The sequence below is a fragment of the Tatumella morbirosei genome, assembly GCF_000757425.2.
Taxonomy (GTDB): domain Bacteria; phylum Pseudomonadota; class Gammaproteobacteria; order Enterobacterales; family Enterobacteriaceae; genus Tatumella; species Tatumella morbirosei.
Map to the genome: position 1 here is coordinate 20,735 of NZ_JPKR02000004.1, position 26,025 is coordinate 46,759.

Annotated in this window: 22 protein-coding genes; 12 read left to right on the forward strand and 10 right to left on the reverse strand. The window is 54.7% G+C overall.

Annotated elements, in window-relative coordinates:
* Positions 1 to 4: 4 nt before the first annotated feature.
* From HA49_RS11410 to HA49_RS11440, 6 genes are all read left to right on the forward strand, one after another.
* Positions 5 to 949 carry an ABC transporter permease gene (locus HA49_RS11410; RefSeq protein WP_038017459.1) on the forward strand — a complete coding sequence of 315 codons (945 nt, stop codon included), beginning with the start codon at positions 5 to 7 and terminating at the stop codon, positions 947 to 949.
* Positions 946 to 1,800: an ABC transporter permease gene (locus tag HA49_RS11415; protein ID WP_038017460.1), complete on the forward strand. Its 855-nt coding sequence runs from the start codon at positions 946 to 948 to the stop codon at positions 1,798 to 1,800. Before HA49_RS11410 ends, HA49_RS11415 begins: the two co-directional genes overlap by 4 nt.
* Before the next feature lie 11 nt (positions 1,801 to 1,811).
* Entirely contained in the window at positions 1,812 to 3,425 is a 1,614-nt protein-coding gene (locus HA49_RS11420) for a dipeptide ABC transporter ATP-binding protein (RefSeq protein ID WP_038019219.1), read from the forward strand.
* Entirely contained in the window at positions 3,422 to 4,447 is a 1,026-nt protein-coding gene (locus HA49_RS11425; protein WP_046791799.1) for a putative FMN-dependent luciferase-like monooxygenase, read from the forward strand. The genes HA49_RS11420 and HA49_RS11425 overlap by 4 nt, the downstream gene beginning before the upstream one ends.
* Positions 4,444 to 5,565 (forward strand): alkylhydroperoxidase domain protein, encoded by a 1,122-nt coding sequence (locus HA49_RS11430; RefSeq protein ID WP_038017461.1) that lies wholly within the window; start codon positions 4,444 to 4,446, stop codon positions 5,563 to 5,565. The genes HA49_RS11425 and HA49_RS11430 overlap by 4 nt, the downstream gene beginning before the upstream one ends.
* Positions 5,566 to 5,902: 337 nt before the next feature.
* Positions 5,903 to 6,457, forward strand: a complete 555-nt coding sequence (locus HA49_RS11440) for a YceI family protein (protein ID WP_046791800.1) — start codon at positions 5,903 to 5,905, stop codon at positions 6,455 to 6,457.
* A gap of 52 nt (positions 6,458 to 6,509) precedes the next feature.
* Here the strand turns inward: HA49_RS11440 and gsiD are convergent, their stop codons facing one another.
* The 5 genes from gsiD to HA49_RS11465 form a co-directional block, all read right to left on the reverse strand.
* Complete coding sequence (gene gsiD, locus HA49_RS11445) at positions 6,510 to 7,418, reverse strand: glutathione ABC transporter permease GsiD (protein ID WP_038017464.1); 909 nt, start codon at positions 7,416 to 7,418, stop codon at positions 6,510 to 6,512.
* Between the two features lie 9 nt (positions 7,419 to 7,427).
* Entirely contained in the window at positions 7,428 to 8,348 is a 921-nt protein-coding gene (gene gsiC / locus HA49_RS11450; protein WP_038017466.1) for a glutathione ABC transporter permease GsiC, read from the reverse strand.
* Positions 8,349 to 8,394: 46 nt separating this feature from the next.
* Positions 8,395 to 9,933 (reverse strand): glutathione ABC transporter substrate-binding protein GsiB, encoded by a 1,539-nt coding sequence (gene gsiB, locus HA49_RS11455; RefSeq protein ID WP_038017468.1) that lies wholly within the window; start codon positions 9,931 to 9,933, stop codon positions 8,395 to 8,397.
* An 87-nt stretch (positions 9,934 to 10,020) separates the two neighbouring features.
* Entirely contained in the window at positions 10,021 to 11,865 is a 1,845-nt protein-coding gene (locus HA49_RS11460; protein WP_038017469.1) for a dipeptide ABC transporter ATP-binding protein, read from the reverse strand.
* A gap of 9 nt (positions 11,866 to 11,874) precedes the next feature.
* Complete coding sequence (locus HA49_RS11465; RefSeq protein ID WP_245610194.1) at positions 11,875 to 12,840, reverse strand: isoaspartyl peptidase/L-asparaginase family protein; 966 nt, start codon at positions 12,838 to 12,840, stop codon at positions 11,875 to 11,877.
* A gap of 607 nt (positions 12,841 to 13,447) precedes the next feature.
* Between HA49_RS11465 and HA49_RS11470 the strand changes: the two genes are divergently transcribed.
* The 4 genes from HA49_RS11470 to HA49_RS11485 are packed head-to-tail and all read left to right on the forward strand — an operon-like array spanning position 13,448 to position 18,550.
* Positions 13,448 to 14,746: a cytochrome c gene (locus tag HA49_RS11470; protein ID WP_038017473.1), complete on the forward strand. Its 1,299-nt coding sequence runs from the start codon at positions 13,448 to 13,450 to the stop codon at positions 14,744 to 14,746.
* Between the two features lie 18 nt (positions 14,747 to 14,764).
* Positions 14,765 to 15,229, forward strand: a complete 465-nt coding sequence (locus HA49_RS11475; protein ID WP_038017475.1) for a (2Fe-2S)-binding protein — start codon at positions 14,765 to 14,767, stop codon at positions 15,227 to 15,229.
* The gene (locus HA49_RS11480) at positions 15,229 to 17,541 is read left to right on the forward strand and encodes a xanthine dehydrogenase family protein molybdopterin-binding subunit (RefSeq protein WP_038017477.1); all 2,313 of its coding nucleotides are present in this window, start codon (positions 15,229 to 15,231) and stop codon (positions 17,539 to 17,541) included. Before HA49_RS11475 ends, HA49_RS11480 begins: the two co-directional genes overlap by 1 nt.
* A complete protein-coding gene (locus HA49_RS11485; protein ID WP_046791801.1) occupies positions 17,531 to 18,550 on the forward strand; it encodes an XdhC family protein in 1,020 nt (339 codons plus the stop codon). Before HA49_RS11480 ends, HA49_RS11485 begins: the two co-directional genes overlap by 11 nt.
* On the opposite strand, the gene HA49_RS11490 is transcribed toward HA49_RS11485, so the two are convergent.
* From HA49_RS11490 to deoR, 5 genes are all read right to left on the reverse strand, one after another.
* Positions 18,504 to 19,145 carry a nucleotidyltransferase family protein gene (locus HA49_RS11490; protein ID WP_245610195.1) on the reverse strand — a complete coding sequence of 214 codons (642 nt, stop codon included), beginning with the start codon at positions 19,143 to 19,145 and terminating at the stop codon, positions 18,504 to 18,506. The genes HA49_RS11485 and HA49_RS11490 overlap by 47 nt on opposite strands.
* A 126-nt stretch (positions 19,146 to 19,271) precedes the next feature.
* Positions 19,272 to 20,057: an acetoin reductase gene (locus HA49_RS11495; RefSeq protein ID WP_038017479.1), complete on the reverse strand. Its 786-nt coding sequence runs from the start codon at positions 20,055 to 20,057 to the stop codon at positions 19,272 to 19,274.
* A gap of 323 nt (positions 20,058 to 20,380) precedes the next feature.
* Positions 20,381 to 21,175, reverse strand: a complete 795-nt coding sequence (locus HA49_RS11500; protein WP_038017480.1) for a deaminated glutathione amidase — start codon at positions 21,173 to 21,175, stop codon at positions 20,381 to 20,383.
* An 81-nt stretch (positions 21,176 to 21,256) separates the two neighbouring features.
* Complete coding sequence (locus HA49_RS11505) at positions 21,257 to 22,375, reverse strand: M20 family metallopeptidase (RefSeq protein ID WP_038017482.1); 1,119 nt, start codon at positions 22,373 to 22,375, stop codon at positions 21,257 to 21,259.
* A gap of 31 nt (positions 22,376 to 22,406) precedes the next feature.
* On the reverse strand, positions 22,407 to 23,174 hold the full coding sequence (gene deoR / locus HA49_RS11510; protein ID WP_038017484.1) for a DNA-binding transcriptional repressor DeoR: 768 nt from the start codon (positions 23,172 to 23,174) through the stop codon (positions 22,407 to 22,409).
* A 562-nt stretch (positions 23,175 to 23,736) separates the two neighbouring features.
* On the opposite strand from deoR, the gene HA49_RS11515 reads away from it, so the two are divergent.
* Both HA49_RS11515 and HA49_RS11520 read left to right on the forward strand, forming a co-directional pair.
* Positions 23,737 to 24,651 carry an acetamidase/formamidase family protein gene (locus HA49_RS11515; protein WP_038017486.1) on the forward strand — a complete coding sequence of 305 codons (915 nt, stop codon included), beginning with the start codon at positions 23,737 to 23,739 and terminating at the stop codon, positions 24,649 to 24,651.
* Positions 24,648 to 25,991 carry an APC family permease gene (locus HA49_RS11520; protein ID WP_038017488.1) on the forward strand — a complete coding sequence of 448 codons (1,344 nt, stop codon included), beginning with the start codon at positions 24,648 to 24,650 and terminating at the stop codon, positions 25,989 to 25,991. The genes HA49_RS11515 and HA49_RS11520 overlap by 4 nt, the downstream gene beginning before the upstream one ends.
* Positions 25,992 to 26,025 lie beyond the last annotated feature (34 nt).

The window sequence follows — 26,025 nt, forward strand, 5'->3', positions numbered from 1 at the left end:
GATCATGGGGCGTTATGTGCTGCAGCGGGTGCTGCAGGGAATTCTGGTGTTGTGGGCAGCCTGGACACTCTCCTTTGTGTTGTTACAACTGTTGCCTGGCGACGCCATCATGATCAAATTCCTTGATCCTTCTCTGGGCCTGGACGCTGAGCAGATTGCGCAGATGCGTAAGCTGTACGGTGACGGAGTCCCCGCCTGGCAGCAATATTTTTCTGCCCTGACGGCCATACTGCACGGCAATCTGGGCTATTCGGTACAGCTCGGGGTACCGGTCACCGATGTACTGGCCACCAATTTTCCACAGACGCTGAAACTGGTGATCCCGGGCTTTATTCTGGCACTGATTATCGGCCCGGGAATCGCCATTATTGCCTGGCTGCCCGGCTTACACTGGCTGCGTAACAGCCTGTATTCGCTGCCTTCGCTGCTGGTCTCGCTGCCGGTGTTCTGGCTCGGGATCGTTCTGATTCAGATCTTCTCATTCCGGCTGCACTGGGTGTCGGTGATCAATCCCTCGCCGGTCGGCGGGATGATCCTGCCGGTGATCACGCTGGCGGTGCCGATTGCGGCACCCCTGGCGCAAATATTTATGCGCAGTATTGATCAGGTGCGGACTCAGCCGTTTGTCTCCGCGGCCCGTTCGCGTGGCGTCAGCCAGTTACGGGTACTGTTCCGCCATGTTCTGCGTAATGCCAGCCTGCCACTGCTGACGGTCGCCGGCCTGTTGCTGGGGGAACTGATCGCCGGTGCGCTGGTCACCGAAACAGTATTTGGACTGAACGGGTTGGGGCAGGTGACCTGGCAGGCAGTTAACAATCAGGATGACAATGTGTTACAGGCGGTGGTGGTGATTTCAGCACTGGCTTACGTTGTGATTAATCTGCTGGCGGATCTGCTGACCCCGTTACTGGATCCGCGCCTTAACCTTGCCTCGCGGGGGAAAGTATGACTGCTATCGATAGCCTGCGTATTCAACGCAAAAATCAGCCACGGGCGGCCCGTCGTCTGCGGATAACACCGGGTCTGTGGCTGGCATGGGCAGTGATCGCACTGGCGGTGGTGGCTGCCCTGTTCCCATATTTGTTCGCCCATTACGACCCTTACAGCGGGGTGGCCGGGACACAACTGACTCCCCCGGATGGCAGACACTGGCTGGGTACCGATCAGCTGGGCCGTGATGTGTTCAGCCGGATTATTTATGGTACCCGCTGGTCATTATCGGCCGCGGTCGCCGCGGTATTTGTCGGGCTGGTGGTCGGGGCGGCCACCGGAATGCTGGCAGCCTTCAGTCGTCTGTCGGTGGAAAATTTGGTGATGCGTCTGGTGGACGTGCTGCTGTCGATTCCGGCGCTGCTGTTGTCACTGAGCATTATTATTCTGCTGGGCATGGGCACGTTTCATGCGGCACTGGCGGTAGGTTGTGCCTCGGTCGCCAATTTTGCCCGGCTGGCACGGGCGGAAGTATTACGTATCCGCCGTCAGGATTATATCGAAGCCGCGTTTGGCAGTGGCGGGCGTTTTCCGGCCGTGTTTCTGCGCCATGTGCTGCCGAATGCGCTGCCGACATTACTGGCTTTCTCTGCCCTGCAATTTGGTCAGGCTATTCTGGCGTTATCCACCCTGAGTTTCCTGGGGTTTGGCAGCCCGCCACCGGTACCTGAATGGGGGTTGATGATCGCCGAAGGGCGTAACTATCTGGCGACCGCCTGGTGGCTGTCGGTGTTCCCGGGAGCGGTGGTGATCGCCGTGGTGTTGGCGGCTAACCGTATCAGCCACTTTTTATCAGGAGATACGCTATGACAACCCGTGCCGTGCCGGTATTACAGCTGGATGGGCTGACGCTGGCTTATCACTCCGCTGACCAGTGGCGCGAAACAGTGCATCAGGTAAGCTTTAGTCTGAATGCCGGCGAAATGCTGGCGGTGGTGGGGGAATCCGGTTCCGGGAAAACCACCACGGCTCAGGCGGTGATGGGACTACTGCCGGAGAATGGCCGTCGCAGCAGTGGCCGGATCCTGTTTAACGGGGAAGATATCAGCCAGTGGTCATCCCGCCGGCTGGACAGCCTGCGTGGTGCTCAGATTTCCCTGATCCCTCAGGACCCGGGGAACTCACTGAATCCGCTAAAAACCTTGGGGGATCAGGTCGGTGAAGTACTGCTGCTGAAGGGCCCCCGGCTCTCCCGTACCCAACGTCGCGAACAGGTGACTGAACTGTTTCGGCGTGTCGGACTGAGCCATCCGGAACAACGCATTTCCCAGTATCCGCACCAGTTGTCCGGCGGTATGAAACAGCGGGTATTGATTGCCATCGCTATTGCCATGAAACCGGCACTGATTATTGCTGATGAGCCGACCAGTGCGCTGGACGTTACCGTGCAGAAGCTGATTATGAACCTGATTGATGAGCTGCGGCATGAATACAATACTGCGGTACTGTTTATCACTCACTCTCTGGCGCTGGCCAGTGAACATGCGGACCGGCTGGTGGTGTTTCGCGAAGGCCGCCTGCTGGAGCAGGGGGCGACGGAACAGGTGATTCGCCATCCGCAGCATAGTTATACACAGCAGTTGCTGGCCAGTGTTCGGGAAAATTATGCGCCTGCCGGGAGCTTGCCGGTCACCGTGGCTGACAGTTCACCGGTGATCCGCATCTCTTCGGTGGCAAAGCAGTTTTCTCTGAGCCGTAAACAGCAGATGCAGGCATTACAGGATATTTCTCTGACCGTATCCCGTGGGACCACTCACGCCCTGGTGGGCGAATCGGGGTCAGGTAAAACTACGCTGGCGCGAATTCTGCTGGGTTTTGAACAGGCGGATAGCGGCGATATCGAAATCAGCGGTCAGAGGACTTCCGGCCTGTCACGTGAAGGCTGGCGGCAGTTACGGCAGAAAATTCAGTTTGTTTATCAGAATCCGTTTTCCTCTTTGGATCCTCGCCAGACCTTATTCGCTATTATCGAAGAACCGTTACTGAATTTTACCACGCTGACCCGTTTGCAACGCCAGCAGCGGGTAGAGGAGGTGACTGTCCAGGTGGCACTGGACCCGGCTCTGTTATCGCGACGCCCGCAGCAATTATCCGGCGGACAACGGCAGAGGGTGGCGATTGCCCGGGCACTGATCCTGCGGCCGGAGATCCTGGTCCTGGATGAAGCCACTTCGGCACTGGATGTGACTGTGCAGTCGCAGATACTGGCGTTACTCAGTGAGTTGCAGCAAAAGCTTTCACTGACTTATCTGTTTATTACCCATGATTTACAGGTGGTGCGGCGTATTGCTCACCATGTCTCGGTATTGCGTGGTGGCAGGTTGATCGAACAAGGCGAGACGGCGCAACTGTTTGCCACACCGCAAAGCGATTATACCCGTCAACTGATTAACGCGATCCCGGCGTTCAGCCCGTCAGTGGAGGCAGTGCTATGAGCGAAAAACGGATAGGATTCTTTACGCGGTTGCTGGATAAAGCCCCGGCCGCAGAACGCTACCGGTTGGCGACGGAGCAGATCCGCCATGCGGAGGCGCTCGGCTTTGACAGTGCCTGGGTGGCCCAGCACCATTTCCATGAACAGGAAGGGGGCCTACCTTCGCCGTTGTTGTTTCTGGCCCATGTCGGCGCGGTGACCCGCAACATTCGTTTAGGCACCGCGATTATCACTTTACCGATGGAAAATGCGATTCGGGTCGCTGAAGATGCCGCGGTTCTGGATCTGCTGACCGGCGGACGCCTGGAGTTGGGATTAGGTTCCGGAGGTACCCCCAGCTCATTTGAACCCTTCGGACTGAGCTTTGAGCAGCGGGGGCAGGTGTTTGCCAACCATCTGGGCACCCTGCAACAGGCATGGCAAGGGCAGGCCCTGGCGGATACCGCGAATCACCTTTATCCGGCGGCCTCCGGGCTTACTGATAAAATCTGGATCGCCACGTTTTCGGTGGCAGGGGCTGAAAAAGCCGGTAAAGCGGGGCACGGGCTGATGCTGTCGCGCACTCAGCCGAGGCCGGAAGGCCAGCCAGAATTGCCGCTGGATGCGCTGCAAAACCCGATAATTGATGCTTACCTGGCGGCGCTGCCGTCCGGGGTTGCCCCCCGGATACTGGCTTCCCGGACCGCTTTTGTCGCGGCCGACCGCCAGTACGCCCGTAAAGTGGTATTGCCCGGTCTGACCGCCCAGGCCGCCGCTTATCGTCAGTCTGGCCACCAGTTAAGGGGCGAGACTCTGGACGATTTTATCGGTCAGTTTGATGCCCATATCGGCGACCCGCCGGATGTGCTCTCTTCCCTGTTACAGGACAGTTGCCTGTCCCGGGTCACGGATATCTCCTTCCAGGTGCATTCTGTGGAACCTGAACATGCCGATGTGCTCCGTTCTCTGGAGTTACTGTCCCGCTATATCGCCCCGGTGTTGCGCAAGCATGCGCCAAAGACATTGTCAGAGAGGTCTTTATGAGTGAAATTCACGATCTGGTTCAGAAGTTATCAGCCATCCCCGCCGGTTCAGAACTGGCAGAAAGCCGGCAGATCCGTAGCGCGGCCACGGAGCATACTCAGGGCAGTTATCAGGCGTTATTTGGCGCCGGCAGCGATCTCTTCCCTTTGTCACTGCGTGCACTGGTCGCGGCCAGTGTCGCGGGCTGGCACCATGCCGATGCCCTGCAACAACATTACTCCCTACTGAGTCACCCGGCTGAAACCCCTGCCCGGCTGGAAGCTGCACTGGCCTTCGCACACCGCCTGACATTTGAACCGGTGGCGGCCAGCCCGGATGATTTACAGAAGCTGCAGCAGGCGGGCTGGGAGACTGACGATATTATTACCCTGGCGCAGCTGATTGCTTTTGTCAGCTTCCAGAGCCGCTTAATTCATGGTTTTTCATTGCTGACGGCGCCTCAGGATGGTGCCGTGGCAGAGCCTGGGCCGGTGGCTGCGGGGCGCTGGCATACCCATCCACAGACCCGACAACACCGTCCGGCGCCGGTCGCCTTTACCCAGAAAAACCTGGGCTGGGAATCCTGGCTGGCGGCGAAACCTTTCGCTGAATTCAGCCCTGAGCAGCAGGAAACACTGATTCGCTTCGGGCATCAGGATTCCGAATACTTCCGGTTACTGGGCCGTAATCTGCCGGTACTGGAACAACGTACACTGACCGATAAAGGTATTTTCTACACCAATGGCGGTCTGGCCCGTGCCGAACGTGAGCTGGCTGCGGCAGTCACCAGCAAGGTGAACGGCTGCATCTATTGCGCCTCGGTACATGCCCGTAAAGCGACACAGTTGTCGAAGCAGCGGGATGATGTGGCATTGCTGCTCCAGGTGCAGCCGGGAGATCCGCTGTCGGCAGGTCAGAATGAACGCTGGGAAGCAGAGATTGAGGCCGTGGCCGCATTATCCGTGACGCCACCACAGCTGACCACTGCACATCTGCAACGCCTGCGTGGACTGTCGCTTTCTACCCTGGAAATCACCGACCTGCTGCAGTCGGCGGCGTTCTTCGCGTGGGCGAACCGGCTAATGCTGACTCTGGGCGAGCCTTTTATTCCTGAGGAAACAGCGGAAGCGGCGGCGTAACCCGGGGTGCGGGGAAGCGATCGCCTCCCCGCTGGATTATGATATTCCCGGCAACACTATCAACCACTGTTCCGTCAACTGTCTGCTCCATTCGTCCTTCTGTTCCCTGTTTTCTGTTCTTTGTCTTTGATAACCCCGTGTCCCTGGCGGAAACAGGACTTTTTGGCCGGTTAGAAAGCATTGTCAGAATGGCCCGCAGGGCTTTGCTCACCAGAGTGAAAACCAGGCTGTGGGTTCTGCAGGGTATTAGCGCCACTGATTAGCACACAGGACTGTTAAAGCATCCGGTGAGCGCTTATTATCAGCCACAGATGTTTATCCCTGACGGGAGATTACGATGTTTCAGGGAATCAAACGGCTGGCCGTCATACTCTGTTGCCTGCCACTGCCGGCGTTTGCCGGGTTGTATCATATTAATCCGCAGCTCAGTCACCTGGTATTGCACTGGCAGATGATTGGGGTCAGGGAATATCATGCGCGGTTATCTGAGATTCACGGCGATGTTAGTTTTGATAAGCAGCAGGATACACAGATTCACCTGCAGGCCAGCCTGCCAATCGCCAGCCTTGATGCTCATAATGGGCTGTTGACCCGTGCGCTGAAAAGCGCGTCGTTTTTTAATCAGTCTGCTTATCCGGACGCTTTCTTCAGCAGCAGCCGGATGGTGGCGCTGGGTAATGGTCGTTACCGGGTATTCGGCAGCCTGCAGATTAAAAATGTGCGCAAGCCACTGGTGCTGTATGCACAGCAGAGTGATATCTCAGCGCAGCGTATCCGTCTGTCGGCGCAGACCACCATTTCACGGCAGTCCTTCGGGATGGGCCAGTACCCGGCGCTGGTCAGCGATCCTATCCGGGTCGATATTGTGTTGTACGCCGACAGTGCACAGTAAGTGGCCGGTCACCTGCACGAGACAGGGTGGGGGACCGGCAGAGAAGGCCCGGTTATTGTCCGCGCAGTTTAGGGTCCAGTGCATCCCGCAGGCCGTCACCCAGCAGGTTAAAGGCCAGCACCGTCAGGAAAATGGCCAGACAGGGGAACAGCGCCACATGGGGAGCCATCACCATATCGGCTCTGGCTTCATTCAGCATGGCACCCCATTCCGGGGTCGGGGGCTGCGCGCCCAGGCCGATAAATGACAGGCTGGCCGCCGAAATAATCGAAATCCCGATACGCATGGTGAAATAGACAACTATCGACGACAGGGTGCCCGGCAGAATATGTCGCAGCAGAATATGGCTGTCAGATGCGCCGATGCTACGGGCCGCCTCGATAAAAGTCTGCCGCTTCAGGACCAGGGTATTCCCCCGCACCAATCGTGCGAAGGCAGGGACACTGAATACCGCCACCGCCAGGATCACATTCGACATTCCACTGCCCATGATGGCAACGATAGCAATCGCCAGCAGAATGCCGGGAAAGGCAAACAGCACATCACAGATACGCATAATAATGCGGTCAGCCCAGCCTTCGTAGTAACCGGCAATCAGCCCCAGCAGAGTGCCAATCACCGAACCGATAGCCACCGAAAATACCCCGGCCAGCAGTGAAATTCGGGTACCCACTAATACCCGGCTGAAGATGTCGCGCCCCAGCGCATCCACCCCGAACCAGTGCACCAGTGTCGGTCCCTGATCCAGCCGGTCATAATCGAAATAGTTTTCTGCATCATAGGGGCTGATCCACGGGGCGATGATTGCCACAATCAGTAGCAGCAAAATAAAGATGGCTGCACCCATCGCCACCGGCTGTTGCTGAAAACGCTGCCGGAACTCCAGCCACGGGGTCCGGGGCTGATGCTCTTTCAGCAGCGGCATCGCTTTCAGGGCCGCCTCACGTCGCCAGTTCTTCATTACTCTTCCTTAGCGGTAGCGGATCGCCGGGTTAATTGCTGCATACAGCAGATCAACCAGCAGATTTATCAGGATAAATTCAAACGAAAATAGCAGCACTTCGGCCTGGATCACCGGGTAGTCACGCATCGAGACCGAGTCGATGAGTAAACGCCCCAGTCCCGGCCAGTTAAACACCACTTCCACCACAATCGACCCGCCTAGCAGGAAACCGAACTGCAGGCCCATCATGGTCACGACCGGGATCATGGCATTGCGCAGGCCGTGTTTGAAAATCACACTGAACTCCGAGGCCCCTTTGGCACGTGCGGTTCGCATATAGTCTTCCCGCATCACCTCGATAAACGAGGATCGGGTAAATCTTGCCATCACTGCCGCGACGGCGGCCCCGAGGGTGAGCGATGGCAATATATAGTGCTGCCAGCTACCGGCTCCGACCGTCGGCAGCCAGCCGAGTTGTACGGAAAAAATCTGCATCAGCAGCATGCCGAGGGCAAATGCCGGAAAAGAGATCCCCGAGACCGCCAGCAGCATCCCCAGTTTATCCGGCCAGCGGTTACGCCAGACGGCGGACACTACCCCAATCACTAAGCCAAATACGCAGGCCCACAGCATGCTGGTAATTGTCAGCAGCAGGGTCGGCATAAAACGCTGGGCAATCTCCTGACTGACCGGGCGTTTGGAGACCATTGACTGACCGAAATCACCGTGCAGCAGCTGGACAATATAGCGCCAGAACTGTTCCGGTAACGGCAGATCCAGCCCGAGCTGGTGGCGGACCATCACGACCACCGTCTCATCGGCATTGGCCCCGGCCTGCAAACGGGCCGGATCGCCCGGCAGCAGGTGGACAAACATAAAGACCAGCACTGCCACAATAATCAGGGTCGGGATCATCCCCAGCAGGCGTTTAATAAAGTAATTAAGCATTCACGATCCTGATGGCTGAGGCTGGCGTTACCGCCAGCCGGGTCGTTTACTTCAGATCCGCATCGTCAAAGTTAAACGAGGTATCCGGCATAATGTAGAAGCCGGTCAGATCTTTGTTATTGGCCGAAACCAGTTTTTCCACTACCAGCGGGATCCATGGCTGATCTTTCCAGATACGATCCTGAGCATCTTTGTAGAGCGCGGTTTTTTGCGTGTCGTCGGTGGTTTTCAGCGCATCCGCCAGATCTTTATCTACCTGCGGATTACTGTAGAACGCGGTATTAAAGATAGCCGGTGGCCATGAGGAGGTAGCGAACAGTGGGGTCAGCGCCCAGTCGGCTTCACCGGTAGAGGCAGACCAGCCGGTATAGAACATTCTGACGCCGCTCTCTTTCTGGCCTTTATCTTCGACCTGTGCCGCACGTTGTCCGGCATCCATCGCCGTGACCTGAGCTTTCACACCCACCTGAGCCAGCTGCTGCTGAACAAACTGCAGGACTTTCTGGGCAGTGGTGTAGTTATGTGATGACCAGAGCACGGTCTGGAAACCGTTCGGGTAACCGGCTTCTTTCAGTAACTCACGGGCTTTGGCCGGATCATAAGCCGGTGCCGGGAAGGTCTGAGCATAGGCAATCGCCGGCGGAACGATACCGGTGGCCGGGGTGGCATAACCGGAGAAGGCCACTTTCACCAGGGCCTGACGGTTAATTGCGTAGTTCAGCGCTTCACGTACCTTCGGATTATCGAACGGTTTCTGTGTCACGTTGAGGCTGATATAGCGCTGCATGATGGATGGCCAGGTGACCACGTCCAGTTTGCTGTCTTTTTTCAGCAGCGGTGCCTGCTCATACGGAATCGGGAAGGCGACGGTAGCCTCACCGGTTTGCAGCATCGCAGCGCGGGTATTATTGTCTACCACCGGACGCCAGGTAATCTCATCCAGTTTCGGGTAACCTTTCTTCCAGTAGCCGTCCCATTTTTTTACTTTCATGTCGTCAGTCTGGTTCCAGCTGACAAACTGATAGGGTCCGGTACCGACCGGATGGAATCCGATATCCTTACCGTATTTTTTCAGCGCTGCCGGAGAGATCATCACCGCAGACGGGTGCGCCAGGTTGTTGATAAAGGCAGAGAACGGCTGCTTCAGTACCACTTTAACCGTCAGTGGATCTACCACATCGGTATGGGCGATATATTTAAACAGGTTATAACGCTTCAGGTGGCTATCCGGGTTACTCGCGCGGTCGAGGTTCACTTTAACCGCTTCGGCATTAAAGTCGGTGCCGTCCTGAAACTTCACGTTCGGGCGCAGTTTAAAGGTATAGGTCAGGCCGTCTTTACTGACGGTGTAGCTCTCTGCCAGCACATTCTCCAGCTTCATATTTTTATCGAAGCCAAACAGCCCCTGGTAAAATGACTTGGCGACACTCTGCGACAGGGTGTCGTTGGCATCGTACGGATCCATGGTGGTGAAGTTAGATAATACGGCAACCACAATGTCTTTGGCGGCAAAAGCAGGTAAAGAGACGGCACTGCTGCCGACAAGGCCGGCGGCTATCAGCCATTGAGCTGTTTTCTGGTTCATGGTCCTGTTCTCCTGTCGTTATTCTTATGCCAGGCGGCCTGTACCGCGCAGAGGGCAGTGTGTAAAAGTGAAAACTCAGTCACTATGCTAGCCGCTTTCGGCCACAAAATGGTGTTCAGAGACCGGAATCATGGTCACCCGTTTCGGTGATTCACCTTTCCGGTAAATGGCATTTGGTACTTCTTCGGCCCCGGTGCTGTACAGGTGGCGCGGAGCATCCGGATCGGCTACCGGCACCGCGGCCATCAGTTTACGCGTATAAGGATGACGCGGATTTTCAAACACGTCCTGGCGCGGACCGATTTCGACAATCTGCCCCAGATACATCACCGCCACCCGATGGCTGATGCGTTCCACCACCGCCATATCATGTGAAATAAACAGGAAGGCGATCCCAAACTCCTGTTGCAGATCCATCATCAGGTTAATGATCTTCGCCTGGACCGATACATCCAGCGCCGAGACAGATTCATCGGCGATCACGACTTTCGGGTTGAGTGCCAGCGCCCGGGCAATACAGATGCGCTGACGTTGCCCGCCTGAAAACTCATGCGGATAACGGTTGGCATGCTCCGCCAGCAGACCCACTTTCTCCAGTAGCTCCCCGGCACGCCGGGCCGCATCGGCACGGTTCATCACGTTATGCACCAGCAGCGGTTCCATGATCGAAAAACCGACCGTCTGGCGGGGATCCAGAGAGGCGTAGGGGTCCTGAAAAATAAACTGAATATCACGGCGCAGGTGCGCCAGCGCCGATCCGGACAAACTATCGATCCGTTGTCCGTTAAAGGTAATCGATCCCCCCTGACTTTCCACCAGTCTTAGCAGGGAACGGCCGGTGGTGGATTTACCGCACCCGGATTCGCCCACCAGGGCCAGGGTTTCTCCGGCATAGAGATCAAAACTGACATGTTCCACCGCATGCACCTGACGCTCTACGCGGTTCAGCCAGCCGCCCCGGATATCAAAGCGGGTGACCAGATCGCGTACCTGCAATACCGGGGGAGCATCACGTTTTACGGTATCCGGCTGACTGGCGGCTTTCACTACCTCACCCGGCAGGGGAAATTTGGCTGGCAGAGGCTGGCCGTGCATGGCCCCAAGGGTGGGTACTGCCGCCAGTAGCGCACGGGTATATTCCTGCTGTGGGGCCTGGAATAGTTGGCGTAGCGGGGCGGTTTCCACCTGTTTGCCCTGATGCATAACGGTAACACGATCAGCCATTTCCGCCACCACGCCCATATCGTGGGTGATAAAAATCACCCCCATATGCATCTCTTTTTGCAGTTCCCGGATCAGGTTCAGGATTTGCGCCTGCACCGTGACATCCAGTGCCGTCGTCGGTTCATCAGCAATCAGCAGCGCGGGGCGGCAACTCAGTGCCATGGCAATCATCACCCGCTGGCGCATGCCACCGGATAACTGGTGGGGATAGCGGGTCATGGTATCGGCCGCTGCCGGAATCCTTACCCGGTCCAGAAGCTCGCGGGCCTCTTTCCATGCCTGACTGGCGCTTTTTCCCTGATGCAGACGCAGTGATTCGGCAATCTGCTCGCCGACCGGAAACACCGGGTTCAGGGAGGTCATCGGCTCCTGAAAGATCATGGCGATATCTGCGCCACGGATCGTTCTTAACTGCTGTAGATCGGCGGCTCCCAGATCAAACAATGATCCGTCACGACGTCGCAACCAGCGATCACCGCTGACCTCGCCCCCGGCCTGCTGAATCAATCCCATCAACGCCAGCGAAGTCACCGACTTTCCGGATCCGGACTCGCCCACCAGTGCCAGAGTTTCACCATGGCTGACAGACAGTGACAACTGTTCCACGGCCTGAAATCGCTGGTTGTCGCGGCGAAAAGAGACCGCCAGGTTTTCTGCCAGCAACACCCGGTCAGGATCGTGGAGCATTGTCGTATGGATATCAGTCATGGCAGCTCCTCAGAGTGCGGGCGGATTACGGTAAATAGCGACCTGCGGTGGTTCATCACCCTGTGCCGAGGCGCGGTACATCCCTTCGCTGTTAAACGGCAGGGCAATATGGCCGGCGGCATCGATAGCAATCAGGCCTCCTTCGCCGTTCAGTTCCGCGATGGTTTGCATCAGATGCTCGCAGGCACTGTCCAGCGAACGGCCGGCATAATTGATTTGTGCCGAGATGTCATATCCGGCCTGTGCCAGAATAAATACCTCGCCGGTACCGGTGCAGGAAACTGCGACCTGCTTATCAGCATAGCAGCCCGCGCCGGGTAGGGGGGTATCACCGACACGACCCACCCGTTTATTAGTCAGTCCACCGGTCGACGTGGCAGACGCCAGATTGCCGTCAGCGTCCAGTGCTACAGCGCCGACCGTACCAAATTTACTTTTAGGATCAATAGGATCGCCAGAGGCTACGGCGGAAGCGCCGTCGTGATCCCGCAAAATACTGTCGCTCTGCAACGCCTGTTGCAGTTGGGCAAAACGTTCGGGAGTAGAAAAAAAATCGGGGCTGACCTGTTCCAGACCTTGTTCGGCGGCGAACTGATCGGCCCCCTGACCGGCCAGAATCACATGCGGGCTGTTTTCCAGTACCGCACGGGCTGCCAGTACCGGATTACGCACCCGGCTGACAGCGGCGACCGCTCCGGCCTGGCGGCTACGGCCATCCATCACACAGGCATCCAGTTCATGGGTGGCTTCATGGGTAAACACCGACCCTTTCCCGGCATTGAACAATGGGCACTCTTCCAGCAGCCGCACAGCTTCGGTTACGGCATCCAGAGCACTGCCTCCGGCAGTTAAAATCTGTTGTCCGGCACTGACGATATCCAGCAGGGCCTGACGATAGTGTTGTTCTTTTTCCGGGCTGAGTGCGCTGCGGGTAATGGTCCCTGCGCCGCCATGAATGGCTATCGCGGTTTTCAAACGTGGCTGTCCTGTCATAGAGATTATAATAAATTATAGTTATTTATGATTTTTAATACTTTTTGACTATAAAAACTGCAGCTCAGCTTGTAAAGCCTGCACTGTGTCCGTGCTAATACCCTTTTGTTATGAAAAGTAAAAAAAGTCTGATCACCTTGTGAGTGATGGTGCGTAAGGAATGTTCACCTGTCTCCTGACTCCCTGGAAAGATTGCAGAAGAGAAGATATTTTGGGCAGGTAATAGAATTATATGCTCTATTTTTTATAAATTATGATAACAAATACTTGGTTGGTTATTTATTGTACTAAATGTTAGTTTTAAACTCTGTTAACTTACATTTTGTTAATCAGATGTGTTATTTTAACATATTGCTTTAACATTTATTAGTAATCATAATTTATTCACTGACTATGTTGATAGTAACGGCATTAACTAGTTCGTCTTCTCTATAAATTAATTAAAAAAAAACAGTGTCCTATATGGTGTTTTAGTGAAATTACTTTCCGGGCCGACCCGCTTCGTGACGGTAGACAAAAATACCATTTATATTTCTACATCCCATTTTTAAAAGTAATGTGTCGGTTATCGGACAATGAGGCAATGTCGATGCGAAAGGGTATTATTTATGGCGCCGGAGCTGTGGTTCTGGCGGGCGTGGTGGCGTTCGGAATATATGCCTGGCATCCTGAAATAGCCGAAGTCTCTCCGCCGTCGAAAGGGCAGTTTCCGCCCGAATTAGTTGATCAGGGAAGAATTCTGGCGGCAGCCGGATATTGCAGTACCTGTCATACCGCCTCCGGGGGACAACCCTATGCAGGCAACTATAAGATGAATACCAATTTCGGCACCATATATAGCAGCAACATTACCCCGGACCCTGATACCGGGATAGGACGTTGGTCAGAAGCTGCTTTTATTCGTGCCATGCGTACCGGGGTAGACAGAGAGGGAAATCATCTGTTGCCTGCCTTCCCGTATGAGCATTTTAATAAACTCACGGACCATGATATTGAGGCAATTTATGCTTATATCATGACCTCTGTTCCTCCGGTTCATCAGCAAAAACTGGAGAACGGTATTCCCTTCCCGCTAAATATTCGCTGGTTACAGGCTGGCTGGAAACTGTTGTTTGCCGATACCCAACCGTTTGACCCCCGTGCTGATAAGTCCGCTGAGTGGAATCGCGGTGCTTACCTTGTGGAAGGTGTCTCGCATTGCGGGGCTTGCCATACACCGCGTAATGCTCTGGGGGGTGAGAAATATTCTAATGCATATGAAGGGGCCGCAGTTGACGGATGGTTTGCTCCTTCACTTACCTCGACTAGTGTCTCGCCGATACGCTGGCGTCAGGCGGATTTTTACCAATACCTGACAACCGGGAATTCCCCATACCATGGAACGGCTGCTGGTCCGATGAGTCCGGTCATTCATGGTGGCTTATCTGCGCTGCCAGATTCCGATATCCGGGCTATCAGCGTATTTCTTGCCGATCAGGCAGGTAATGTGACAGCAGATCCTGCGGCTACTCCTGCGCTGTCTGATGCGTTGAAACGTGAACATGAGATTCCTGATCTGCGCACTAACGACGGGGCTCGTTTGTATGCGACCGCATGTGCCGCCTGCCATTATAACGGTGACACGGTCAAACCAGGCCGTCCGTTACTGGGGCTGGCAAGTTCGACCCACATCGACGATCCGGTGAATCTGATCAATATCATCATGGACGGAATTCGCAGTGATCAGGGGACGATAGGTATTGTGATGCCGTCATTCCGCGATGCACTGACTGATGATCAGATTGCCGCTATTGCAGGATGGTTGCGCCAGTCTGCGGGTGAAAAACCCTGGCCTAATCTACAACAACGAGTTGCTGAAATAAGAAAGCAACCACGCTATGAGCGTTGATTTGCGGAGCGATGTTAAATGACTGAATTTACATTAAATGGCAAAAACATCCGTGTGGATGTTGAGGAAGACACTCCATTATTGTGGGTGATTCGTGATATCGCCGGAATGACCGGGACCAAATTTGGTTGTGGTATTGGCGAATGCGGCGCTTGTACTGTACATGTGGGGGGCAGAGCTTTACGCTCCTGTGTCACTCCGCTTTCTTCGGTGGCGGGTGCTGAAGTCACCACTATCGAAGGGCTTTCTGCCACAGGTGATCATCCGGTGCAGATAAGCTGGCAGAAGTTTCAGGTTCCACAGTGTGGATATTGCCAGTCCGGTCAGATTATGCAGGCTGCTTCACTCTTAAAGGATTTCCCAAGTCCAACTGATGCTGATATTGATGCGGTGATGAGCGGCAATATCTGCCGGTGCATGACTTATGTGCGTATTCGTCAGGCTGTTCGTGAAGCTGCTGCTGCAATGCAGGAGGGGAAATAATGGCACGGTTGCCTGAGAAAGGTCAGAGTCATACTCTGACACGCCGTGGTTTTCTGGTGGCAATGACCGCGGTTGGGGTCAGTTTTGGTTTTCCCCGGAAGTCCTGGTCGGCGATGGACCCGGCAAGTGCCAACGGGGTGCCGCTGCCTGATGTCGGCTCTCTCTATGAGCCTAACCTGTGGTATTCGATTGATGCTTCCGGAAAAGTGAAGGTCAATATTATCCGGGCTGAAATAGGGCAGCATGTCGGTACTGCCATTGCCCGTATTCTGGCAGATGAACTGGATGTTTCCTGGGATAATGTTGAAATTATTCACGTTGATAGTGATAAGCGCTGGGGACTGATGGTCACCGGGGGCAGTTGGTCTGTCTCCCAAAGCTGGCCTGTCTACCGCCAGGCGGGAGCCGCCGGCCGTGTGGCATTGACCGAAGCAGCTGCCAGCCTACTGGGTGAACCGGCTACCAATTGTGTCACCCGCGACGGATATGTTATCTGCGGCAGTAAACGAATCAGCTACGGCGAACTTGTCAGTAAAGGGATCTCCCGTCATTTCACCGAACAACAGATGAAGGCGTTGCCATTAAAACCTGACGACCAGTTAAGTCTGGTCGGCCGGGAAGTGATGGCGTTAGATATTCATAATAAAACCACCGGTCAGGCGATATTTGGTATTGACGCCAGGGTTGACGGGATGGTGTATGCCACCGTGGTATTGCCGCCCACACGCCAGGGCTCTTCGGTAAGTGCAGTGGATGATAGCGAAGCAAAAAAAGTGAGGGGCTATCAGCAATATCTGGTGCTGGAAGACCCGAGTGACACAGTACCTGGCTGGGTAGTGGTCACCGCAGACAGTATGATGGCGGCCACTCGTGCGGCGAAAAAACTGAATGTGACCTGGAAGGCCGGAGCCGCGTCGACAGTATCTGAAGCTGATATTATTGCTCATGGGCGTACCCTGATTAACGATCCGAGCCAGGGGGCAATACTCGATACCGGCGACACCCACACTGAGCCGGTATTTTCCCGTGCGGCATCGGTAGTCGAGTATGAGTATCTCACTCATACCGTGCTGCATGGTCAAATGGAACCGCTGAATGCTCTGGTATTCCGTAATCCAAAGGGTATCTGGGAAATCCACTGTGGGTCACAGTGGCAGAGTTTAATCACTCCGACATTGGCCAAAGCGTTGCAGATTCCGGAAGAGCAGGTAGTGATCCGCGCCTATCTGTCGGGCGGTGGTTTTGGTCGCCGTCTTAATGGCGATTATATGGTCCCGGCGGCGCTGGCATCAAAAGCTCTGGGTGGCAAGCCTGTGAAACTGGTGCTGATGCGTGCTGAGGATATGCAGTTTGACAGTCCGCGCTCATCCTCTGTTCAGAAACTCCGTATGGCGTTCGATGCAGATAAAAAAGTGATAGCGATGGAACATGACGCCACCGCAGGCTGGCCGACTCAGGTGATGGTTCCTTCCTTTATGCCTAATGGCATTAACGGTAAACCCTTTGACCCGTTTGCGATTGCTGGTGCCGATCACTGGTATAGCGTGGGTGCTCAAAAGGTGCGGGCTATTTCCAATGATCTGGCCAACAACTCGTTCCGTCCGGGATGGTTGCGTTCGGTAAGCCCGGGCTGGGTGGGGTGGGCGGTAGAAAGCTTTATGGATGAAGCCGCGCATCATGCCGGGCAGGACCCGCTGGCCTTCCGTCTCTCCCTGCTCGATGGTAAGGGCCGTAACGCCGGTAGTGGACCGATTGCCGCAGGTGGAGCTAAACGCCAGGCCGCGGTGTTGAAAAAGGCGGCAGAGCTCATTGGCTGGGGAACAACACAGCCCGAAAATACGGGACTGGGTATTGCCTCGACCTTTGGCCAGGAGCGGGATATGCCAACCTGGGTTGCCTGTGCCGTCCGGGTTCATGTAGATAGTGCGACCGGGCTGGTTGATGTACAGAAAATGACTATCGTAGTGGATGCCGGAATCATCGTTGACCCGAATGGTGCCGAAGCGCAATGCCAGGGCGCGGCATTGTGGGGGCTGTCGATGGCGCTGTATGAAGGGTCTGAACTGGTTAACGGCCGTTTTAAAGACAGCAATTTTGATACCTACACCCCGTTGCGGTTACGCCAGACTCCAGAGGTGGAAGTGGTGTTTATTAAGAGCACTGCAGCACCTTCCGGTCTGGGTGAGCCCGCGGTGACTCCGGTGGCTCCGGCGATTGCCAACGCGATATTTGCGGTGACCGGGGTACGGATGCGTTCATTACCGATGCGTACCGGAGATATTAAAGCTGCGTTGGATAAACATGCTTCCTGAAAGTCTGCACCATGAACACACCGGGCGTTCTCTGGACTTCAGGGTGTTACATCAGGCCCGCGTGTGGTCAGCACAGCAACCAGTGTGGCTGGCGACTGTGTTATCTACCTGGGGATCGGCTCCCAGGGCCCCGGGGGCCATGCTAGCCTGCACTGAAAACGGACATTTTGTAGGATCTTTGTCCGGCGGATGTGTCGAAGATCATTTTTTGTCGTCACTTTCCGGGGGGCAATGGCGCCAGCCCAGCCAAATAGTGCGTTATGGTGCCGGCGATCCTGAAACCGGGATACGTTTACCCTGTGGGGGCACGCTGGATATTCTGATTGAATATCTGCCCCCCGGGCCGATGAGTGTCGGCTATTTTGACCAAATGTTGCAGGCGCTTACCGGCCACCGGCCTGTTTGCAAAATTGTCCGGTTGCCGGAAGCCTGTAGCGGCCTGCAACCGACCACATTTGCGGGCAGAACCCGGGTCACGGTGGCATTACCCGACATAGAGATCCTGCTGTCGGCGGCACCGCGCTTGCTGGTGGCTGGATACTCTCCGGTGGCTCATTACTGTATGACATTTGCTTTGTCGCTGGGCTTTGAGGTGGTGTTGTGCGAACCGCGTGAAGAGATACTCTCCACGATTGACTTTGATGGGTTTTCTGAGGTGATCCTGCGTCGGGAGTTTCCGGCAAAAGTCCTGGAAAAGGAAAACTGCCATCCACATACCGCCATTGTTGCGCTCACCCATGATGCCCGGATGGATGATCTGACCATGATGGAGGCGGTGAATACCCCGGCTTTTTATCTGGGCGTGATGGGGTCTGAGAAAAATAGCAAGTCCAGGAGAGAACGGCTGCAACGGATTGGCGGGCTGGACAGTGAGCAGTTGTCGAGAATTCATGCTCCCATAGGTTTACCCATTGGTAGCAAGACCCCGGCAGAGATCGCCCTGGCCATTATGGCGGATATCGTCAGAGTGAAGAATATTTCATGTTCTGAGGCAGATCTGCATCTTTAACTACCCCGGGGTGCCCTGTCAGTTTGACCAGTTGTGAGGGGTCCAGCAGTTGCCTCGCCCCCTGATCGCCCTGCAGAGTGGACAGCCTCTGGCGATATCCGGCAGAGAACCCCACCGGATGCCCTGGTTGCTGTTGCCAGTAAGGCCGTGCCTGAGCTGCTCCGGCGGATAGCGCGTCGGCAACCTGATGGTAATCGGCAGCAGTAACCCATCCCATATCACCCGGAACGATCAGCCAGCTTTTCCAGTGGGGAGTATCACTGACTCCGCAGGCGATGGTCTCTCCGCTCCCCCGGCTGTCGGCCAGTGACACCGGCAGGTTAAACCGTGCCGCCAGTTGCTGAACCGCGGTCTGTTGCGGCCGGGTGATTATTCTGACCGGAAATCCGGATAATATGGCCTGTCGCAGCGTCAGGGCCAGCAACGGTGTGGGTTGCTGCCCGGCATCCGGATATTTGGCCAGCAGTTTATCTCCCTGACCGCCAGCCTGATGAAAGCGCCGTCCTTTGCCTGCGGCAAGAATCAGGATGCCATAGCCATAATCTGTCGCTGAATGCATAGCGCTGTAACCTCTGAACACGATGAAGACCATCATGACATATTCTGAATAACCAAGGGAGTATGGTGGCGGGAAAGGGGGAAATAATACGAGTCTTCAGGCTGCGGTAACAGGTTGCGGGAGAGAAAATGCCCGGCCGGGGCCGGGCTGTGGGGAGAATAACTAGCGGTAAACTATTCCACCATCCGTCAGAATTGCCTGGCCGGTAATATAATCGGAGTCATCGCTGGCAAGGAAGGAGACCAGTGCGGCCACGTCTTCCGGAGTCTGCGCACGCCCCAGCGCGATACCATCGACATATTTTTTATAGGTCTCACCCACCGGGGCGCCGGTAATTTCAGAGAAGCGCTGATCAATTTCCACCCACATATCAGTACCGACAATCCCCGGGCAGTAGGCGTTCACCGTGATTCCGTCGCTGGCATACTCTTTGGCCGCGGCCTGGGTCAGGGCGCGTACTGCAAATTTCGTCGCCGAATAGACCCCCAACAGCGCAAAACCATCATGTCCGGCAATCGACGAGGCGTTGATAATTTTGCCTTTCTGCTTACGCTGCTTAAATTTGGCGGCGGCGGCCTGAATACCCCAGGTAACCCCTCCAATATTAATCCGCAAAATCCGCTCAAGATCTTCCGGCTGCACTTCGGCAATCGCTTTGACCTGCGCAATCCCGGCATTGTTGATCATGACATCAAAGCCACCGAGTGCCTGTTCCGCGTGGTCGATCGCGGCATACACCTGATCGCGCTGGCTGATATCGGCGCTGAATACCGTGGTTTTTACCCCTTTTGCCGCCACTTCCTGCTGAACTGCGGCCAGTTTATCGGCATTCAGATCGACCAGAGCCAGATTAACCCCTTCTTCTGCCAGACGCAGGGCAATGCCACGACCTATCCCCTGAGCTGCACCTGTGACTAACGCTGTTTTACCTTTCAGTCCACGAGCCATATCGTCCTCTCATTACGAATTAAGATGTGAGTAACATATTAGATCTGCTGATTGATATAAGCTTGATGCGAATCAACCTTTAGACTGTGCAGAAAGACCCGGCCAAAGGAAAGCATTTTTTGTCTGTTTTTTGATCACCGCTTTTCTTTTTATTTCATCTGGTTAATCTAAAAATCGCAACAGCCTGGTGGGAAAGGCTTGTCTTACCCATTGGCTGGCGTTTTGCGGGGGGATGATTTTGTATTAGCCAGGATTAATGGATTTTGGCTCCGGCGGGGGCCGGAGCACAGGGGAGGAGAAGCAGGGAGGCCTCGCCCGGGCGGTCAGTCAGTTTTGAGCTGCGGGGTAGCAAAACGGCGGTTTTCCAGCACCGGGACAATGTTTCTGGCATGGCTAAGTCGCTGCGGATCGATATCGGCAAAGACTAATGCCGGGGCTTCTCCGGCACTGGCGACGATGACCCCCAGCGGATCGGCCACCAGACTGTTACCGATATTTTTCGGCCCGCATTCACCCACCGCGACCATATAACAGGTATTTTCCAGTGCGCGGGTGGTGGTCAGCAGTTCCCAGTGTCGTTCTTTCAGTGGGCCACGCAGCCAGGCCGACGGCAACACCAGCACATCGGCCCCGTCGAGGGCCAGGCGGCGTGCCAGTTCCGGGAAACGCACGTCATAACAGATCATCAGCCCGACCTGTAAACCTGCGACTTCCAGCAGTGGTGGCACCTGCTGACCGGCATCCACCCTCGCCGACTCCTGAACCGCGAAGGCATCGTATAAATGCAGTTTCTGGTAGCGCGCGACGATTTCCCCGTGACGCAAGGCAAACAGGGTATTCACCGCCCGGTTGTCGGCGGCAGGTACGTGCTGGGTAAAAATGGTGGTGAGTTGAGTCTCCTGGCTGGCGGCCAGCAGGTTTTGCAGAAACGGGCCATCTTCAGGCTGGGCCGCATCGATAACATAACCCGGCTGGCTGTTATCTCTGGCAAGTATCGCTTCCGGCATCACCAGCAAATCAGCCCCGGCGGCCGAGGCCTGCTGCATCAGTGTCTGACAAACTGCGGCATTTTCCTGCCAGTCACGGCTGACGGCAAACTGCCCGAGTGCAACTTTCATAACCCCGTCCTGTATCGCGCGAATTTATTTCATCATAGAGAATTCCACGTCACGAGGCTATAGCGGTGGAGCAGGGGGGAGTTAACCCTGCATCCAGTCGGCGATGATCGCGGAATACAGCGTTTCGGCCTGTGCCAGTTTTTCCAGCTCGCAATACTCGTCGGTCTGATGGGCCATCGACGGTTCACCTGGCCCGAGGATCAGGCAGGGGGGATGATTCAGTGCCGGCAATAGCAGAGAGGCATCGGTGAAGTAAGGCACAATCCGGGGTTCCGGTGGCCTCTCGTGACAGGGCCGCGAAAGTTCACAGACCTTCTGCACCCACGGCCATTCTGCATCGCTCAGTACCGCAGGCAGATCGACCAGTGAAGTTATGAGGACACTATCTCCCAGATAATCATGCAACCGCTGGCAAATATCGGCGTGTTGCAGATTGGGGGCGGTACGAATATCGACGTCAAAACTGGTGCTGTCCGGCACAGAATTAATATTTAGCCCGCCACTAATCCGCCCGACATTCAGCGTCGGCTTGCGCATCAACGGATGGTCAGGACCCACCTGAAAGTGCTGAATTTTTTGCAGCGCATCCGCCGCCAGATAGATGGCATTGATCCCCAGTTCCGGCATCGCGCCGTGGGCAGTTTTTCCGCGGGTTTCACAACGCAGCCATAATGCACCCTTGTGCCCCAGCACCGGATAGTTGGCTGTCGGTTCGCCGACAATCAGTGCACCAACTTCCGGTAAGGTTACCTGCTCCATCAGTGCTCTGGCACCGTCGCAGCCGGTTTCTTCACCGCCGGTTAACAGTAGAACCACCCCGGCACCGGCAGAGATAGCCTCTCGTTGACCGATGCAGGCGCAGATAAAGGCGGCAACGGCGGCTTTCATATCACTGGAGCCGCGTCCGTATACCCGTCCGTCGCAGACATCAGCACCGAACGGGTCATACTGCCACTCACTGTTACCCAGCGGCACAGTATCCAGATGGCCGGTAAAACCGAGAGGCGCTCCGTGCCCTTGCCCCGGCAGGCTGGCTATCAGGTTAAACCGTTTTTCACCGAACGGGTAAAGGGTGACCTGAAACCCCTGTTGCTCCAGCCAGTCGGCCAGAAAGGACATACAGGCTTGTTCGTCACCCGGCGGATTAATGGTATTAAAACCTAACAGCTGGCGGGTCAGTTTCAGGGCAGGGCTGTGCATACGGGTCTCCTAAAATATCCGCCGTAGCGGGTCAGGGGGGAGTCATCACGTTAACACCGAATTCAGCCAGTTGTCGTGCCAGTTCTGCCGGTAATGGACGGTCTGTAATCAGTGTTTCAAAGGCTTCGATACCCGCGATCCGGGCCGGCAGCACCTTGCCAAATTTACTGCTGTCCATCACCAGCACCTTGCGGCGGGCACGCTGCAAGGCACGGTGTTTCATCGGTAATTCGTTGACATTAAAGCAGGTTGCCCCCTGCTGCTCATCTAACCCGGCCGCAGAGATAAACGCCAGTGTTGGACAAAAATCTTCCAGCATCTGGTGCAGGCCTACCGGGGTGAAAATCGCATTATCAGGATGAAACTCACCGCCACTCAGGATAACGCGACAGGCGGGTTTTTCCTGCAGGGCCAGGAAGGTATTCATGGATGCACAAAGCGCGGTGAACGGCAGTGCAGCATCAATTGCAGAAACAATCCGCGCAGTGGTAGTGCCGCAGTCAAAAAAAATCGTATCGTCTTTTCCTACCAGCGAGGCGGCCAGCAGGGCTATCTGCTGTTTTTGTTCAGTGTGCTGGTTTTGCTGGTCCGAAATAAAATAACGTTCCGGTTCCTGGCGGGTCGCGCTGACAATATATCCCCCCAGCAGCAACAGCTGTTGGGGATAATGGTTGAGATCACGGCGAATCGTCATCCCCGAAACACCGAGCAATTCTGCTGCCTGATTCAGATGAATACGTTCCGAAACTCTGAGTTCCTGCAGCAGGATTTGTATGCGTTCTTCGCGTTTTGTTTCCATAACTCTGTCGGTCCTGATGAGCGGAGGTGCTGTTAACCCAAAATATCCTCCGGGATTATGCGCAGGTTATGCCCGGGAGTACAAATGGTGGTTGTGGTTTCTGTGGCCGACAGGCTGGCTGATAAATAAGAAATCTCACTTAACTAAAATTTGGTGATTACTGGCGGTGATATCTGCTGTTATTGCTGGGGTGCAACTCCTGGCTGTGAATTTATTAGGTATTTAATCTGCGGGCAGAATCGTAAGTTTCCCCTGAGCCAAAAAAATTAAAGTTTTAGCTAAATATTATTAATCAATTAATTGAAATGTTAGGGGCAATAAGACGACTTTTCTATCCCTGAACAGGGAAATATCAGGCGATGGTATTACTGTCATGCAAAATTGATCTGATGATTCGAAATATTTATCCGGCACAGATCACTATCCCGGGCTAAACATAAATTAACGCCGGTTTTCGTTCCAAAACCGTGCTGTATGGCTGAATACAACAACAGATAGCCATGGGCAGATGCTGAGGCGTCTGTGAAGATTTAAAACATTAATCTATTTACCGGGGGAAATAATGGTAACCGTTGGTAAACAACACGTGGTTTATGCCATGTCGGGTGATAATCATCCGGTAATCAACGCAGATAGTGGCAGCAGGATTATTTTTGAAACCTGCGACTGTTTTTCTGACCAAATTACATCGCAGGATACTGTATTTAATGAATTAGACTGGCAACGCATTAATCCTGCCACCGGACCCGTATTTATTAATCAGGCCGAACCTGGTGATTTGCTAAAAGTTGAAATCAACAGCATTACCCTAACCCGCGAGCATGCCGTGATGGTCACAGCACCTAAGCTGGGTGTGCTCGGTGATCAACTGACGGCTCCTGAAGTTGCCATTGTTCCGCTTGAAGATAACCACGCATTGTTGGCAGGTGAAGTTAAGGTACCGTTGCGGCCGATGATTGGCGTGATTGGGGTTGCGCCTGACAAAGAGGCGGTTTCGTGCGGAACTCCGGGCATTCACGGCGGCAATATGGACTGCAAAGAAATTGTGGCGGGCAGTACGTTGTGGTTTCGGGTGAACGTCGCCGGCGGATTATTTGCCTTAGGTGACCTGCATGCCGCGATGGGAGATGGTGAAGTTTCGGTCTGCGGGCTTGAAATTACCGGAGAAGTTGATGTGACTCTGACCATAGTCAAAGGGCGCTCGCTCCCCACGCCGATGCTGGAAAATGCTGACACGCTTTATACCCTCGCTTCAGCTCTTACCCTGGATGAGGCTGCAGACCTGGCAACGCGCAATATGGCCGATTTTCTCACCGCTAACAGCACGTTGTCTTTGTCTGAGGCCATCAATCTTCTCAGCATCGCCGGTAACCTGGAGATATGCCAGGTGGTTGACCCGCTGAAAACCTGTCGGTTTGCATTACCAAAAAGGGTCGCTGATCAGCTTAAAATCACTGTCGCCGGAGAAACCGCATGAGTATTGAACAGTTTGGTTATCGCCAGGAACTTAACCGGGCACTGACCTTTAAAGATCTGCTGATTTACGGACTGGTGTTTATGGTGCCAATCGCACCATTCGGGGTATTTGGTTATGTCTGGGATGGCTCAAAAGGGATGGTGGCCTTAGCCTATCTGATTGGTATGGTGGCGATGTTTTTTACTGCAATGAGCTACCGGGCGATGTCACAGGCTTTTCCTGTCTCTGGTTCGGTGTATGCCTATGCTCAACGCGGGATTCACCCGACGGTAGGTTTTTTCGCCGGCTGGCTGATTTTACTGGATTATATTCTTACTCCCTCATTGCTCTATATAGTCAGCGCGGCGGCGATTGCCCCGATGATCCCGGCAGTGCCGACCTGGGTGTGGATAGTAGGATTTATTGTCATTAACAGTCTGATTAACCTGCGGGGAATTACTTTCACAGCCAAAGCGAACAATATTATTCTGACGGCTGAGATCATTGTGCTGGCCGTTTTTATTGTCGTGGGACTGATTGCGCTTTATTCCGGAGCCGGTGCCGGCAGACTCACTCTGGACCCGCTGTATAACCCTGAAAAATTCAGCCTGCCACTGGTGATGGGGGCAGTATCGGTGGCGGTATTGTCTTTCCTGGGGTTCGATGGCATTTCTACTCTCTCTGAGGAGACCAAAGGGGGGAACGATACTGTCGGTAAAGCATCACTGGCTGCCTTGCTCGGGGTAGGGGTGCTGTTTATTATTCAGACCTGGATTGCGGCAGACCTGTCTCAGGGCATGACTTTCTCCAGCCTGGATACCGCATTCTATGATGCGGCCAATGTAGCGGGTGGGCACTGGCTGAAATATGTCACTATGTGGTCGACGGTTATCTCGTGGGGAATAGCCAATGCACTGGTGGCACAGGCGGCAGTATCCCGCATCCTGTTTGCGATGGCGCGAGATAAACAGCTGCCGTCGGTACTTTCCAAAGTTCATCCGCGTTTGAAAACACCTTATGTCAGTACGCTGTTTGTCGCGTTGTTATCCATCATCTCCGGACTGTGGTTTAACGGGCAGATAGATAATCTGAGCCGGTTGGTTAATTTCGGCGCATTAACCAGCTTCCTGCTATTACATATCGCGGTCATTAATCATTACATTATCAGGAATAAATCCGGCCGGATGGTGACTCATCTGTTGTTACCGTTGATTGGCATAGTGATTATTGGTTTTGTGATTATAGAAATGGACAGGGAAGCCAAAGTGCTCGGCCTCTCGTGGCTGGCCGTCGGGGTAGTCTATTACCTGGTGATGAAACGGGTATTAAAACGTAATGTAGATATCGATCTGAATAATTAAACTGGATGGCGGGTCACCCGCCATCTGCTCCTTT

Coding starts and splice junctions, on each gene's coding strand:
- gsiD (WP_038017464.1), bottom strand. CDS start 7,418: ATGAAGAACTGGCGACGTGAGGCGGCCCTGAAAGCGATGCCGCTGCTG.
- HA49_RS11430 (WP_038017461.1), top strand. CDS start 4,444: ATGAGTGAAATTCACGATCTGGTTCAGAAGTTATCAGCCATCCCCGCC.
- HA49_RS11410 (WP_038017459.1), top strand. CDS start 5: ATGGGGCGTTATGTGCTGCAGCGGGTGCTGCAGGGAATTCTGGTGTTG.
- HA49_RS11460 (WP_038017469.1), bottom strand. CDS start 11,865: ATGACTGATATCCATACGACAATGCTCCACGATCCTGACCGGGTGTTG.
- gsiC (WP_038017466.1), bottom strand. CDS start 8,348: ATGCTTAATTACTTTATTAAACGCCTGCTGGGGATGATCCCGACCCTG.
- HA49_RS11515 (WP_038017486.1), top strand. CDS start 23,737: ATGGTAACCGTTGGTAAACAACACGTGGTTTATGCCATGTCGGGTGAT.
- HA49_RS11495 (WP_038017479.1), bottom strand. CDS start 20,057: ATGGCTCGTGGACTGAAAGGTAAAACAGCGTTAGTCACAGGTGCAGCT.
- gsiB (WP_038017468.1), bottom strand. CDS start 9,933: ATGAACCAGAAAACAGCTCAATGGCTGATAGCCGCCGGCCTTGTCGGC.
- HA49_RS11505 (WP_038017482.1), bottom strand. CDS start 22,375: ATGCACAGCCCTGCCCTGAAACTGACCCGCCAGCTGTTAGGTTTTAAT.
- HA49_RS11415 (WP_038017460.1), top strand. CDS start 946: ATGACTGCTATCGATAGCCTGCGTATTCAACGCAAAAATCAGCCACGG.
- HA49_RS11520 (WP_038017488.1), top strand. CDS start 24,648: ATGAGTATTGAACAGTTTGGTTATCGCCAGGAACTTAACCGGGCACTG.
- HA49_RS11500 (WP_038017480.1), bottom strand. CDS start 21,175: ATGAAAGTTGCACTCGGGCAGTTTGCCGTCAGCCGTGACTGGCAGGAA.
- HA49_RS11440 (WP_046791800.1), top strand. CDS start 5,903: ATGTTTCAGGGAATCAAACGGCTGGCCGTCATACTCTGTTGCCTGCCA.
- HA49_RS11470 (WP_038017473.1), top strand. CDS start 13,448: ATGCGAAAGGGTATTATTTATGGCGCCGGAGCTGTGGTTCTGGCGGGC.
- HA49_RS11475 (WP_038017475.1), top strand. CDS start 14,765: ATGACTGAATTTACATTAAATGGCAAAAACATCCGTGTGGATGTTGAG.
- HA49_RS11425 (WP_046791799.1), top strand. CDS start 3,422: ATGAGCGAAAAACGGATAGGATTCTTTACGCGGTTGCTGGATAAAGCC.
- deoR (WP_038017484.1), bottom strand. CDS start 23,174: ATGGAAACAAAACGCGAAGAACGCATACAAATCCTGCTGCAGGAACTC.
- HA49_RS11490 (WP_245610195.1), bottom strand. CDS start 19,145: ATGATGGTCTTCATCGTGTTCAGAGGTTACAGCGCTATGCATTCAGCG.
- HA49_RS11485 (WP_046791801.1), top strand. CDS start 17,531: ATGCTTCCTGAAAGTCTGCACCATGAACACACCGGGCGTTCTCTGGAC.
- HA49_RS11480 (WP_038017477.1), top strand. CDS start 15,229: ATGGCACGGTTGCCTGAGAAAGGTCAGAGTCATACTCTGACACGCCGT.